Here is a 12,840-nt window from a genome sequence, read left to right as displayed (position 1 = left end):
TGCTCCCTCAGTGACATGGAGGCCATGCGGTGCACACCCTGCCGCAACAGCTGGCCAACGGGCTGTTCATCGGCTCGATGTACGGGCTCATCGCCATCGGCTACACGATGGTGTACGGCATCGTCCAGCTCATCAACTTCGCCCACGGCGAGATCTACATGACCGGAGCCTTCGGCGCGCTCGCGGTCTGGACGAATCTCCCCGACAGCACGTCCATCTGGCTCGCACTGCCCCTGATGCTGCTCGGCGGCGCCATCGTGTCCGTGCTCATCGCCGTGGCCGCGGAGCGATTCGCGTACCGGCCGCTGCGCGGCGCACCACGGCTGGCACCACTGATCACCGCCATCGGCCTCTCCCTCGCACTTCAGCAGGCGATCTTCCTCTGGTACCCGGGCGCCGACAACGCCAAGAGCTTCCCGCAACTGCCCGGCGGCCCCTTCCACGTGGGATCGATCAACATCCAGAGCGGTGACATCTTCCTGGTCTCCGCCGCCGTGATCTGCATGGTCGGCCTCGCCGCCTTCGTCCGCACCAGCCGCACCGGCCGCGCCATGCAGGCCACCGCGCAGGACTCGGACACCGCCCAGCTCATGGGCATCGACACCAACCGCATCATCGTCATCGCCTTCGCCATCGGCGGCTTCTTCGCCGCCGTCGCCGGACTCGCCTCCGGCCTCAAGTACGGCCAGGTCAAGTACGACATCGGCTTCCAGGCCGGACTCAAGGCGTTCACCGCGGCCGTCCTCGGCGGCATCGGCAACATCTACGGAGCCATGCTCGGCGGCCTCGTCCTCGGCATCGCCGAGTCCTGCGCCTCCGCCTACATCTCCAACATCCCCGGCATGCAGCAGCTCGGCGGCGGAAGCTGGGCGAACGTCTGGGCCTTCGTGCTCCTCATCGTCGTCCTGCTCGTCCGGCCGCAAGGTCTGCTCGGCGAGCGCGTCGCGGACAGGGCGTGACACCGATGACCGACATCCCCGTAAGCGCCGCGGAGTCCATCGCCGTCGACACCGCGAAACCGGCCGGACGCAGGGTCGCCCCCTTCGTACCGCTGCCGCGGACCGCCGCCCAGGCGGTCACCCTCATCGGCGCCGTGGCGACCATCGCCTCCACCTTCATGTCCTGGACGTACACCACCGAGTTCCCCGGCGACCTCACCGTCTCCGGCTACCCCGGCGGTCTCCAGGTCCTCACCCTGGTCGGCGCCATCGTCACCGGCCTGTTCGCGCTCGGCGCCTTCGGCCTCAAGGGCCTGCGCTGGCTCACCCCCAACCGCTCCAACAACCCGGTGCTGCTGCTCGCCCTCGGCACCCTGGGCACCACCTGGTACACGGTGATCGCCATCGCCGAGAAGCTCGGCGGTCTGGCCAACCTCGACCCCGGCGGCTTCGTCGCCGCGATCGGCAGCCTGGTCCTGGTGATCGGCGCCCTCGCACTGCCGATCCACCGGCACCCGCGGGAGACCCACGACACCGAGTACTTCGAACTCGGCCGCTTCTCCACGGTCGGCCCGGTCGTCGGCACGTACAAGTGGCTGCGCGAACTGCGCCCCCACCACAGCGATCTCCCGGTCGCCGACCCGACGAAGCTGCCCGGCTGGGTCCAGCGGCTGATCATCACCGTGGCCGCCGCGATCGGCCTCGAGGTCTTCACCTACGGCCTCGCCACCGGCTACACCGAGATCTTCCTCGGCTTCCTGATCGTCGTGGTCTTCACCATCTGGGCGCTGAGCGCGGCCGGTCTGCTCCGGCAGTTCTCCGGACTCACCGCCGCCCACCGCTCGTTCGCCAACACGATGGGCTTCCTGGCCGCGCTGGCCTACCCCTTCGCGCAGAACGACGAGCACTACGCCAACCTCGGCGTCAACATCCTGATCTTCGGCACCGTCGCCCTCGGCCTCAACATCGTCGTCGGCCTCACCGGCCTGCTCGACCTCGGTTACGTCGCCTTCCTCGGCGTCGGCGCGTACGCCGCCGCCCTGGTCTCCGGCTCGCCGTTCTCGATCTGGTCCGGCGTCCAGTTCCCGTTCTGGGCCGCCGCCCTCACCGGCATGGCCGCCTCACTGGTCTTCGGCGTCCTCATCGGCGCCCCCACCCTGCGGCTGCGCGGCGACTACCTGGCCATCGTCACGCTCGGCTTCGGTGAGATCTTCCGCATCGTCGTCAACAGCCTCGACGGCGTATCGGGCCCGAAGGTCACCAACGGCCCCAACGGCATCTCGCAGATCCCCGACCTGTCGATCTTCGGGTACAACCTCGGCGCCTCGCACGACATCGGCTCCGTCACCCTCGGCCGGTTCGCCAACTACTACCTGCTGATGCTGCTGATCACGGTCATCGTGGTGCTGATCTTCACCCGCGCTGCCGACTCCCGGATCGGCCGCGCCTGGGTCGCCATCCGCGAGGACGAGACCGCCGCCACCGCCATGGGCATCAACGGCTTCCGGGTCAAGCTGATCGCCTTCGCCCTCGGCGCCTCGCTCGCCGGACTCGCGGGCACCGTCAGCGCCCACGTCACGTACAACGTGGTGCCCAACCCGTACCAGTTCGCGGGCGCCGCCCCGCCCAACTCGGCCTTCCTGCTCGCCGCCGTCGTCCTCGGCGGCATGGGTACGGTCAGCGGCCCGATCCTCGGCGCGGCGCTGCTCTACCTGCTCCCCGAGAAGCTCGGCTTCCTGGAGCGGTACGAACTCTTCGCGTTCGGCCTCGCCCTGATCCTGATCATGCGCTTCCGGCCCGAGGGCATCATCCCCAACCGGCGCCGCCAGCTCGAATTCCACCAGGACGAAGTGCTCATCCCCGAGCAACGCCCGCTCGGCGACGACACCGTCCCGGCCAGCCCGGCAGGGGCGTGAGAGACACATGACCATCATCAGCCAAGAGCAGCCGACCCCGGCAGCGGCCTCCGACGGCGGCCCGCTGCTCCAGGCCAGCGGCGTCGTCATGCGGTTCGGCGGCCTCACCGCCGTCCGCGACGTCGACCTCACCGTCAACAGCGGTGAGATCGTCGGACTGATCGGCCCCAACGGCGCCGGGAAGACCACCTTCTTCAACTGCCTCACCGGCCTGTACGTCCCCACCGAGGGCAAGGTCACCTACCGAGGCGAGGTGCTGCCGCCCAAACCGCACCTGGTCACCCAGGCCGGACTCGCCCGCACCTTCCAGAACATCCGGCTCTTCTCCAACATGACCGTGCTGGAGAACGTGCTGGTCGGCAGGCACACCAGGACCCGCGAGGGACTGCTGTCCGCCCTCATCCGCGGCCCCGGCTACCACAAGGCCGAAGCCCGGTCGCGGGCGCGGGCCATGGAGATCCTGGAGTTCATCGGCCTGGCCGGCAAGGCCGACCACCTCTCGCGCAACCTCCCCTACGGCGAGCAGCGCAAGCTGGAGATCGCCCGCGCGCTGGCCAGCGAGCCCGGCCTGCTGCTGCTGGACGAGCCCACGGCCGGTATGAACCCGCAGGAAACCAGGGCCACCGAGGAGTTGGTCTTCGCCATCCGCGACCAGGGCATCGCCGTCCTGGTCATCGAGCACGACATGCGGTTCATCTTCAACCTGTGCGACCGCGTCGCCGTCCTCGTCCAGGGCGAGAAACTGGTCGAGGGCACCTCCGACGTGGTCCAGCAGGACGAACGGGTCATCGCGGCCTACCTCGGTGAACCCTTCGAAGGCGCGCCCACCGGTGAGGGCGACGCCGCAGTGGAAGCGGCCGCGGCCGAAGCCGGGGCCGAGGAGCAGGAGAACGACCGATGACCGCACTGCTCGAAGTCGAGGACCTCCGGGTCGCCTACGGCAAGATCGAGGCCGTCAAGGGCATCTCGTTCACCGTCGAGGCGGGCCAGATCGTCACCCTGATCGGCACCAACGGCGCGGGCAAGACCACCACGCTGCGCACCCTCAGCGGGCTGCTCAAGCCGATCGGCGGCCGGGTCAGCTTCGACGGCAAGGTGCTCACCCGCGTCCCGGCGCACCGGATCGTCGCCCTGGGCCTGGCGCACTCCCCGGAGGGCCGGCACATCTTCCCCCGGCTCACCATCGAGCAGAATCTCCAGCTCGGCGCCTTCCTCCGCAAGGACACGGCGGCCATCGCCAAGGACATCCAGCGCGCCTACGACCTCTTCCCGATCCTCGGGGAGCGCCGCAGGCAGGCCGCGGGCACGCTGTCCGGCGGCGAGCAGCAGATGCTCGCCATGGGCCGCGCGCTGATGTCGCAGCCCAAGCTGCTCATGCTCGACGAGCCCTCGATGGGTCTGTCGCCGATCATGATGCAGAAGATCATGACGACCATCGTGGAGCTGAAGGCCCAGGGCACCACGATCCTGCTGGTCGAGCAGAACGCGCAGGCCGCGCTCTCGCTCGCCGACCAGGCCCATGTGATGGAGATCGGCACGATCAAGCTCTCCGGCACCGGCCAGGACCTGCTGCACGACGACGGCGTCCGCAAGACGTACCTCGGCGAGGACTGAGGCTCGCCCGACCGGGCCCGGAACACGGCGCAGGGCCCGCACCCCGACCGGGGTGCGGGCCCTGCGCCGTGTCCCGTCCGCGGGCGCCTACTTCTCGGAGACCTCTTCGATCACGGCCTGCGCGACCGCCTGCATCGACATCCGGCGGTCCATCGACGTCTTCTGGATCCAGCGGAAGGCGGCGGGCTCGGTCAGCCCGTACTTGGTCTGGAGGACGCTCTTGGCCCGGTCGACCAGCTTGCGGGTCTCCAGCCGCAGCGACAGGTCGGCGATCTCCGCCTCCAGCGCCTTCAGCTCCTGGAACCGGCTCACCGCCATCTCGATCGCGGGCACCAGATCGCTCTTGCTGAACGGCTTCACCAGATACGCCATCGCGCCCGCGTCCCTGGCCCGCTCCACCAGCTCGCGCTGCGAGAACGCGGTCAGCATCAGCACCGGCGCGATCTTGTCCGCGGCGATCCGCTCGGCCGCCGAGATCCCGTCGAGCACCGGCATCTTCACGTCCAGGATCACCAGATCGGGACGCTGCTCCTCGGCGAGCTTCACCGCGGTCTCGCCGTCCCCGGCCTCCCCGACGACGGAGTAGCCCTCCTCCTCCAGCATCTCCTTGAGGTCGAGGCGGATCAGCGCCTCGTCCTCGGCGATGACCACGCGGGTCGTCAGGGGAGGGACGTGGGACTTCGACTGCTCGTCGTCGAGCGGGGCGGCGGACTCGTCGGGCGCGCTCACGGTGCTCCTCGTATCAGGCGGGGTACTGCACACCTGAGCCTACCTAGCTGCGACGGCGCGCACCTACACGGTACGCTGTGCACGCGACCTGGCCGGGTTGGCGGAATGGCATACGCGGATGTCTCAAACACATCTGTCCGAAAGGGCGTGCGGGTTCGAATCCCGCACCCGGCACCTCTGAAATCCCCCCGTATCCCCTCAGTTCGCCGGGGGAGCGGTCGTGCCCGTGGGAGTCGCCGGGCGCAGCATGCAGGTCAGCCGGGCCGTACAGACCCGCTTGTCCGCCTCGTCCGTGATGACGATCTCATAGGTCGCCGAGGAGCGGCCCCGGTGGACCGGGGTGGCGGTGCCGGTGACGAGACCGGAGCGCAGACCGCGGTGGTGGGTGGCGTTGAGGTCCACGCCGACGGCCATCTTGCTGGGACCGCCGTGCAGCATCGCGCCGACCGAGCCGAGGGTCTCGGCGAGCACCGCGGACGCGCCGCCGTGCAGCAGCCCCATCGGCTGGGTGTTGCCCTCCACGGGCATCGTGCCGACCACCTTCTCCGGCGCCGCCTCCAGGATCCGGATGCCCATCCGCTCGCCCAGGTGACCGCCGGAGAACAGCCCCCGCAGATCGACGCCGAGCCCGGCGTACTGCTCCAGGATCTCCGGCGGGAAGTAGGTGGTGGTCCGCTCGCCCATGGGGTGGTGCTCCGATCGTCCTCGTCCGGCCTGATCCGGTGTGCCCGTACGCGTTTTCCGTGTACTGATCAGTTTTCTACCGGACGGCCCGCGTCGGCCGTGCGTCGGGGGGCGTCCGCCGCGGTCCGCTCCAGCCGGATGACCACCGACTTCGAGGCGGGGGTGTTGCTGGTGTCCGCGGTGTGGTCGAGGGGGACCAGCACATTGGTCTCCGGGTAGTACGCCGCCGCGCACCCGCGCGGGGTCGGGTAGTGCACGACCCGGAAGCCCTCCGCGCGCCGCTCCGTGCCGTCCTTCCACTCGCCGACCAGGTCGGCGTAGTCGCCGTCGGCCAGACCGTTGGCCGCGGCGTCCTCGGGGTGCAGCAGGACGACGCGGCGGCCGTTCTTGATGCCGCGGTAGCGGTCGTCCAGACCGTAGATGGTGGTGTTGTACTGGTCGTGCGAGCGCAGCGTCTGGAGCAGCAGCCGCCCCTCGGGCACCGCCGGGTACTCGACGGCCGCCGCCGTGAAGTTGGCCTTGCCCGTCGCGGTGGGGAAGGTGCGGCTGTCGCGCGGGGCGTGCGGCAGCGTGAAGCCGCCCGGGCGCCGCACCTTGGCGTTGAAGTCCGCGAAGCCGGGGACGACCCGCGAAATACGGTCGCGGATCGCGTCGTAGTCCCGCTCGAAGTCCGCCCACGGCACCATGCTCCGGTCGCCGAAGACGGCGCGGGCCAGCCGGGTCACGATCGCGGGCTCCGACAGCAGATGCGGCGAGGCCGGGTCCAGGCCGCCGCGCGAGGCGTGCACCATGCCCATCGAGTCCTCGACGGTGACGAACTGCGGGCCGCCCGCCTGCCGGTCCTTCTCGGTACGGCCCAGCGTCGGCAGGATCAGCGCGCGGGCGCCGGTGACGGCGTGCGAACGGTTCAGCTTGGTCGACACATGGACGGTCAGCCGCGCCTTGCGCATCGCGGCCTCCGTGACGTCGGTGTCGGGGGACGCGGCGACGAAGTTGCCGCCCATCGCGAAGAACACCTTCGCCGTCCCGTCGCGCAGCGCCCGGATCGCGCGCACCACGTCGAAGCCGTGCTCGCGCGGCGGCGCGAAGCCGAACTCCTTCTCCAGCGCGTCCAGGAACGCCGCCGGGGGCCGCTCGAAGATGCCCATCGTCCGGTCGCCCTGCACATTGCTGTGCCCGCGCACCGGGCAGACCCCGGCGCCGGGGCGGCCGATGTTGCCGCCCAGCAGCAGGAAGTTGACCACCTCGCGGATGGTCGGCACCGCGTGCTTGTGCTGGGTCAGGCCCATCGCCCAGCACACCACGACGCTCTTGGCGTCCAGCACCAGGGCGAGCAGCTTGTCGATCTCGGCCCGCGCCAGACCGGTGGCGCGCTCCACCTCGTCCCAGTCGGTGGCGAGCGCGGCGGCCTCGTACTCCGCGAAGCCGTGGGTGTGCTCCGCGATGAAGTCGCGGTCCAGCGCGCCGGCCTCGATCAGCAGCCGGCCCAGCGCGCGGAACAGCGCCTGGTCGCCGCCGAGCCTGATCTGGAGGAACAGATCGGTCAGCACGGTGCCGGAACCGGCGAGACCCGAGGCGTTCTGCGGATTCTTGAACCGCTCGAGACCCGCCTCCGGAAGCGGGTTGACCGACACGATCGTCGCCCCGCCCTGCTTGGCCTTCTCCAGCGCGGACAGCATCCGCGGGTGGTTGGTGCCCGGATTCTGCCCGGCGACGATGATCAGGTCCGACCGGTACAGATCCTCCAGCAGCACACTGCCCTTGCCGACGCCCAGCGTCTCGGTCAGCGCGGAACCCGACGACTCGTGGCACATGTTGGAGCAGTCCGGCAGATTGTTGGTGCCCAGCTCGCGGGCGAAGAGCTGGAAGAGGAACGCCGCCTCGTTGCTGGTGCGGCCCGAGGTGTAGAAGACCGCCTCGTCCGGGGTGTCCAGGGCGGTCAGTTCGTCCGCGACGATCGAGAAGGCCCGCTCCCACGGCACCGCCTCGTAGTGGTCGGCGCCTTCCGCCAGATACATCGGCTGCGTGATCCGGCCCTGCTGGCCCAGCCAGTAGCCGCTGCGCCGCGCCAGGTCGGAGACCGGGTGCGCGGCGAAGAAGTCCGGGGTCACCCGGCGCAGCGTCGCCTCCTCGGCGACCGCCTTCGCGCCGTTCTCGCAGAATTCGGCGACATGCCGGTGGTCCGGCTCGGGCCAGGCGCAGCCCGGACAGTCGAAGCCGCCCTTCTGGTTGACCTTCAGCAGCGTCAACGTGGCCCGCCGCACCCCCATCTGCTGCCCGGCCATCTTGACCGTGTGCCCGATGGCGGGCAGGCCCGCCGCACTGTGCTTGGGCGCGGAGACCTGCGGAGCGTCCTGGACGGGGTCACCTGAAGGGGGCTTCTTTGCCATACGTCCTTTGTACCGCCTTTGCGCGGCGGGGGAGCCGGCGGGCGGCGCCCGGCTTGATCGGCCCGCCGAGCCGCCCGCCCGGCTCCCGGCCCCGCCGCCCCCCGCACGGCGTGCCCCCGGCGGGAGGCGTCCTTCGTTGTCGTACCCGCGTGGGAGGATCGGAGACGTGGCAGACAACGCATCCGCATCGAAGACGACCGACCGCCCCCGCCTGCTGCTGCTGGACGGGCACTCGCTGGCGTACCGGGCGTTCTACGCGCTGCCCGTGGAGAACTTCAACACCGCCACGGGCCAGCCGACGAACGCGATCTACGGCTTCACGTCCATGCTGGCGAACACGCTGCGTGACGAGCGGCCGACGCACCTGGCCGTCGCCTTCGACGTCTCCCGCAAGACCTGGCGGTTCGACGAGTTCCCCGAGTACAAGGCGAACCGCTCGAAGACGCCGGACGAGTTCCGCAGCCAGGTCGAGCTGATCGGCGAGCTGCTGGACGCGATGGGCGTCAGCCGCTTCGCGGTCGAGGGCTTCGAGGCGGACGACGTGATCGCCACGCTCGCCACCCAGGCGGAAGCGCTCGGTTACGAGGTGCTGATCGTCACCGGCGACCGGGACTCGTTCCAGTTGGTCACCGAGAACGTGACGGTGCTCTACCCCACCAAGGGCGTCTCCGAGCTGACCCGCTACACCCCGGAGAAGGTCGAGGAGAAGTACGGCCTGACGCCCCAGCAGTACCCGGACTTCGCGGCGCTGCGCGGCGACCCGTCGGACAATCTGCCCGGCATCCCCGGCGTCGGCGAGAAGACGGCGGCCAAGTGGATCACGCAGTTCGGGTCGTTCGCCGACCTGGTCGAGCGGGCCGACGAGGTCAAGGGCAAGGCCGGTGAGAATCTGCGGGCGCACCTGGACGCGGTGAAGCTCAACCGGCGGCTGACCGAGATGGTGCGCGACGTGAGCCTGCCCTCGGGCCCCGAGGGCCTGGCCAGGGAGCCGTACGACAGGACGGCCCTGGTCGGCGTGCTGGACGTGCTGGAATTCCGCAACTCCAACTTCCGGGAGCGGCTGTTCGCCGTCGATCCCGGCGCCGAGCAGGAAGAGGCGGAGATCGCCGAGGGCGTCGCCGTGGAGGGCACCGTGCTCGCCGCGGGCGACCTGCCCGGCTGGCTCGACGAGCACGGCGGCGCGCCGCTCGGCCTGGCCAGCGTCGACACCTGGGCGCTGGGCAGCGGCAGCGTCACCCAGATCGCGCTCGCCTCACCGGAGGTGGCCGCCTGGTTCGACCCCGCGGAGCTGGACGAGGCGGACGAGAAGTCCTTCGCCGCCTGGATCGCCGACCCCGCCCGCCCCAAGGTGCTGCACAACGCGAAGAACGTCGAGCGGGTCTTCGCCGAGCACGGCTGGAGCGTCGCCGGGGTGACGATGTGCACGGCCCTGGCCGCGTATCTCATCAAGCCCGGCCGCCGCTCCTTCGCGCTTGACGTGCTGTCGGTGGAGTACCTGGGCCGCGAGCTGGCCCCGGCCGACGCCGCGGGCGGACAGCTCGCCTTCGGCGAGGAGGGCGAGGACGAGGGCGCCGCCGCGGCCGACGCGCTGATGGTGCAGGCCCGTACCGTCCTCGACCTCGCCGAGGTCTTCGGCGAGCGGCTGCCCGAGGTCGGCGCCACCGAGCTGCTGCACGAGGTCGAACTGCCCACCTCGGCGCTCCTGGCCCGGATGGAACGCTCCGGGATCGCCGCCGACCGGGCCCATCTCGAAGGTCTGGAACAGCAGTTCGCCGCGGCCGTGCAGCACGCGGTCGGCGAGGCGCACGCCTCGGTCGGCCACGAGTTCAACCTCGGCTCGCCCAAGCAGCTCCAGGAAGTCCTCTTCGGCGAGCTGGGCCTGCCCAAGACCAAGAAGACCAAGACCGGTTACACCACGGACGCCGACGCGCTGGCCTGGCTGGCCGCGCAGACCGAGCACGAACTGCCGGTCATCATGCTGCGCCACCGGGAGCAGGCCAAGCTCCGGGTCACCGTCGAGGGGCTGGTCAAGACGATCGCCCCGGACGGACGCATCCACACCACCTTCAGCCAGACCGTCGCGGCCACCGGACGCCTGTCGTCCACCGACCCCAACCTGCAGAATGTGCCGGTCCGCACCGACGAGGGCCGGGCCATCCGCCGCGGCTTCGTCGTCGGCGAGGGCTACGAATCGCTGCTGACCGCCGACTACAGCCAGATCGAACTGCGCGTGATGGCCCACCTGTCGCAGGACGAGGGACTGATCGCCGCCTTCGCCTCCGGCGAGGATCTGCACACCACCGTCGGCTCCCAGGTCTTCGGCGTCGCACGGGACGCGGTGGACGCCGAGATGCGCCGCAAGATCAAGGCGATGTCGTACGGGCTGGCGTACGGCCTGTCCGCCTTCGGCCTGTCCCAGCAGCTCAACATCGAGGCCGCGGAGGCGCGCGGGCTGATGGAGACGTACTTCGAGCGGTTCGGCGGCGTGCGGGACTATCTGCACCGGGTGGTCGAGGAGGCCAGGAACACCGGCTACACCGAGACGCTGCTCGGCCGCCGCCGCTACCTGCCCGACCTCAACAGCGACAACCGGCAGCGTCGTGAGATGGCCGAGCGGATGGCGCTCAACGCCCCGATCCAGGGCTCGGCCGCCGACATCGTGAAGATCGCGATGCTCAAGGTCGACCAGGCGCTCACCGACGAGAAGCTGGAGTCGCGGATACTGCTCCAGGTGCACGACGAAATCGTGCTGGAGGTCGCGCCCGGCGAGCGGAAGAAGGTCGAGACGCTGGTCCGCCGCGAGATGGCGGGCGCGTATCCGCTGCGCGCCGCGCTGGACGTGTCGGTCGGCGACGGCACCGACTGGGAGTCGGCCGCGCACTGACCCCACCCCGCCGCCCGCGCGACCGCGCGAGTCTGTGACCGGGCTGTGTGAACGAGTCGCGACCCCTCGGTGAAAGGTCCGCCGAGGGGCCGGAAACCTCGGCGGATTGCCGGGATTTGCCCTGGATCGCGTCTTCCCCGACTGTGGTCGGGGGGCTGAAGTTGCCGTAGGGTCAATCGAGTTGTGGCGCGGCCACGCGCCCATCTCGCACCTGGGGAGGACCGCGGACATGTCAGCGCGGCGGTACGGCCGAAGGCTACGCAGGGGAGCGGCGGGTACGGCGGTCGCCGCCGCCGCGATGGCGGCGCTGGGCGCCTCGCAGGCGCCGGGACTCATCCCGGTGGCGCACGCCGCCGCGCGGCAGACGACCACCGTGGCCCCGCCGCCCGGCCCCGCGATCGACGGCGGTTCGCCGTACATCACCGATGTGCCGCCGCTGAACACCCCGACGGACCTCACGAATCCGACCGCCACGCCCTCCGGCGGCCCGGTCGTCACCCCGCTGCCGTCCGGCGGCTCGCTGCCCGCGACCGTCCTGGACGCCTACCGGCGCGCCGAGGCGAGCGTCGCCGCGAGCAACCCCGGCTGCCACCTGCCGTGGCAACTGCTCGCCGCCATCGGCCAGGTGGAGTCCGGCCAGGCCCGCGGCGGCGCCGTGGACGCCAAGGGGACGACGTACACCCCGATCCTCGGCCCGGTGCTCGACGGCAACGGCTTCGCGAACATCAGCGACACCGACGGCGGACGCTACGACGGCGACCCGGTCCACGACCGCGCGGTCGGCCCGATGCAGTTCATCCCCTCGACGTGGGCGAACTGGGGCGCGGACGGCAACGGCGACGGGGTCGCCAACCCCGACAACGTGTACGACGCCGCGCTGGCCGCCGCCCACTACCTGTGCGCCGACGGCCGCGACCTGGCCGTACCGCGGGACATGGACCGCGCGATCCTCGGCTACAACCACTCGCAGGCCTACCTCGACCTGGTGAAGTCCTGGTACGAGCACTTCCGGCAGGGCGACGCGGTCTCCGTGCCCGACCGCCCGGGCACACCGGGCGCGGGCGCGCCGCCGTTCGCCAACACCCCGCGGCCGTCGACCAGTCCGTCCGCGTCGGCCCCCGGCGGCACACCGTCGCCCTCGCCGTCCGGCACCCACCCGAGCGGCGGCATCGTCCCGCCGACCGCGGGCACCCCGTCGACCGGCCCCGGCAAGACCCCGCCGCCGTCGTCGCCGTCGTCGCCTACCGGCACCCCCACGGGAACCCCGACCGGCACGCCGACGGACACCCCGACGACCCCCGGCTGTCCGACGCAGTCCCCGTCGCCCTCGCCGACCGACAGCGCGAGCCCCAGCCCGACCGCGACGCCGACTCCCACGGACACCCCCGGCACGCCCGACCCCTGCGCCACCGACACCCCGACGCCGACGGACACCCCCACCCCCAGCGGTGAGGCGACCGCCAGCGCGGCCACGGGCGCCGCCGTCACCGCGAAGCCGTAACCCGCGACGGGGCTTTCCCCGACACGGCACCCCCGGCGCCCCGCGCGCCGGCCACACTCCCGCGCACCGGGGACGTTCAGGCGAAAGCCTCACGAACGTCCCCGGTGAAACGTGTTCTCATCTCACCTCCCGGTTGCTACGGTGCCCCGGCCCCGGCCGACGACCGCGTCGGCCCATGCCCGAG

Annotated in this window: 9 protein-coding genes and 1 tRNA gene; 7 read left to right on the top strand and 3 right to left on the bottom strand. The window is 71.0% G+C overall.

All coding sequences use genetic code 11. The annotated features are described in order from the left end of the window. Positions 1-29 precede the first annotated feature (29 nt). Genes ACIP4Z_RS30150 through ACIP4Z_RS30135 form a run of 4 tightly spaced genes read left to right on the top strand, consistent with a single transcriptional unit; the run spans position 30 to position 4,468 of the window. Positions 30-959: a branched-chain amino acid ABC transporter permease gene (locus tag ACIP4Z_RS30150; protein ID WP_355333968.1), complete on the top strand. Its 930-nt coding sequence runs from the start codon at positions 30-32 to the stop codon at positions 957-959. Positions 960-964: 5 nt separating this feature from the next. Beyond that, positions 965-2,854, top strand: a complete 1,890-nt coding sequence (locus ACIP4Z_RS30145; RefSeq protein WP_401313404.1) for a branched-chain amino acid ABC transporter permease — start codon at positions 965-967, stop codon at positions 2,852-2,854. 7 nt (positions 2,855-2,861) lie between these two features. Next, complete coding sequence (locus ACIP4Z_RS30140; protein WP_355333963.1) at positions 2,862-3,755, top strand: ABC transporter ATP-binding protein; 894 nt, start codon at positions 2,862-2,864, stop codon at positions 3,753-3,755. Continuing rightward, complete coding sequence (locus ACIP4Z_RS30135) at positions 3,752-4,468, top strand: ABC transporter ATP-binding protein (RefSeq protein WP_188282943.1); 717 nt, start codon at positions 3,752-3,754, stop codon at positions 4,466-4,468. Before ACIP4Z_RS30140 ends, ACIP4Z_RS30135 begins: the two co-directional genes overlap by 4 nt. Positions 4,469-4,555: 87 nt before the next feature. Here ACIP4Z_RS30135 and ACIP4Z_RS30130 read toward each other — a convergent pair whose 3' ends face one another. Then, positions 4,556-5,197 (bottom strand): response regulator, encoded by a 642-nt coding sequence (locus ACIP4Z_RS30130; RefSeq protein WP_355333958.1) that lies wholly within the window; start codon positions 5,195-5,197, stop codon positions 4,556-4,558. 91 nt (positions 5,198-5,288) lie between these two features. Between ACIP4Z_RS30130 and ACIP4Z_RS30125 the strand changes: the two genes are divergently transcribed. After that, a tRNA-Leu gene (locus tag ACIP4Z_RS30125) sits at positions 5,289-5,371 on the top strand. A 24-nt stretch (positions 5,372-5,395) separates the two neighbouring features. Here the strand turns inward: ACIP4Z_RS30125 and ACIP4Z_RS30120 are convergent. Both ACIP4Z_RS30120 and ACIP4Z_RS30115 read right to left on the bottom strand, forming a co-directional pair. Beyond that, positions 5,396-5,881 carry a PaaI family thioesterase gene (locus ACIP4Z_RS30120; protein ID WP_188282940.1) on the bottom strand — a complete coding sequence of 162 codons (486 nt, stop codon included), beginning with the start codon at positions 5,879-5,881 and terminating at the stop codon, positions 5,396-5,398. A 68-nt stretch (positions 5,882-5,949) separates the two neighbouring features. Next, a complete protein-coding gene (locus tag ACIP4Z_RS30115) occupies positions 5,950-8,271 on the bottom strand; it encodes an FdhF/YdeP family oxidoreductase (RefSeq protein WP_401313399.1) in 2,322 nt (773 codons plus the stop codon). Positions 8,272-8,437: 166 nt separating this feature from the next. Here ACIP4Z_RS30115 and polA point away from each other — a divergent pair, with 166 nt between their 5' ends. Together polA and ACIP4Z_RS30105 are read left to right on the top strand one after the other, a co-directional pair. Then, entirely contained in the window at positions 8,438-11,155 is a 2,718-nt protein-coding gene (gene polA / locus ACIP4Z_RS30110; RefSeq protein WP_355333953.1) for a DNA polymerase I, read from the top strand. A gap of 229 nt (positions 11,156-11,384) precedes the next feature. After that, the gene (locus tag ACIP4Z_RS30105; protein WP_391159712.1) at positions 11,385-12,656 is read left to right on the top strand and encodes a lytic murein transglycosylase; all 1,272 of its coding nucleotides are present in this window, start codon (positions 11,385-11,387) and stop codon (positions 12,654-12,656) included. Positions 12,657-12,840 lie beyond the last annotated feature (184 nt).

Source organism: Streptomyces sp. NPDC088910 (assembly GCF_044749865.1).
Classification (GTDB): Bacteria; Actinomycetota; Actinomycetes; order Streptomycetales; family Streptomycetaceae; genus Actinacidiphila.
This window is presented reverse-complemented; position numbering and strand designations above follow the sequence as displayed.

What these genes read in the sequence shown, in the direction of transcription:
- ACIP4Z_RS30120 (WP_188282940.1), bottom strand. Translation starts at nt 5,881, where the DNA reads ATGGGCGAGCGGACCACCACCTACTTCCCGCCGGAGATCCTGGAGCAG.
- ACIP4Z_RS30145 (WP_401313404.1), top strand. Translation starts at nt 965, where the DNA reads ATGACCGACATCCCCGTAAGCGCCGCGGAGTCCATCGCCGTCGACACC.
- ACIP4Z_RS30115 (WP_401313399.1), bottom strand. Translation starts at nt 8,271, where the DNA reads ATGGCAAAGAAGCCCCCTTCAGGTGACCCCGTCCAGGACGCTCCGCAG.
- ACIP4Z_RS30140 (WP_355333963.1), top strand. Translation starts at nt 2,862, where the DNA reads ATGACCATCATCAGCCAAGAGCAGCCGACCCCGGCAGCGGCCTCCGAC.
- ACIP4Z_RS30135 (WP_188282943.1), top strand. Translation starts at nt 3,752, where the DNA reads ATGACCGCACTGCTCGAAGTCGAGGACCTCCGGGTCGCCTACGGCAAG.
- ACIP4Z_RS30105 (WP_391159712.1), top strand. Translation starts at nt 11,385, where the DNA reads ATGTCAGCGCGGCGGTACGGCCGAAGGCTACGCAGGGGAGCGGCGGGT.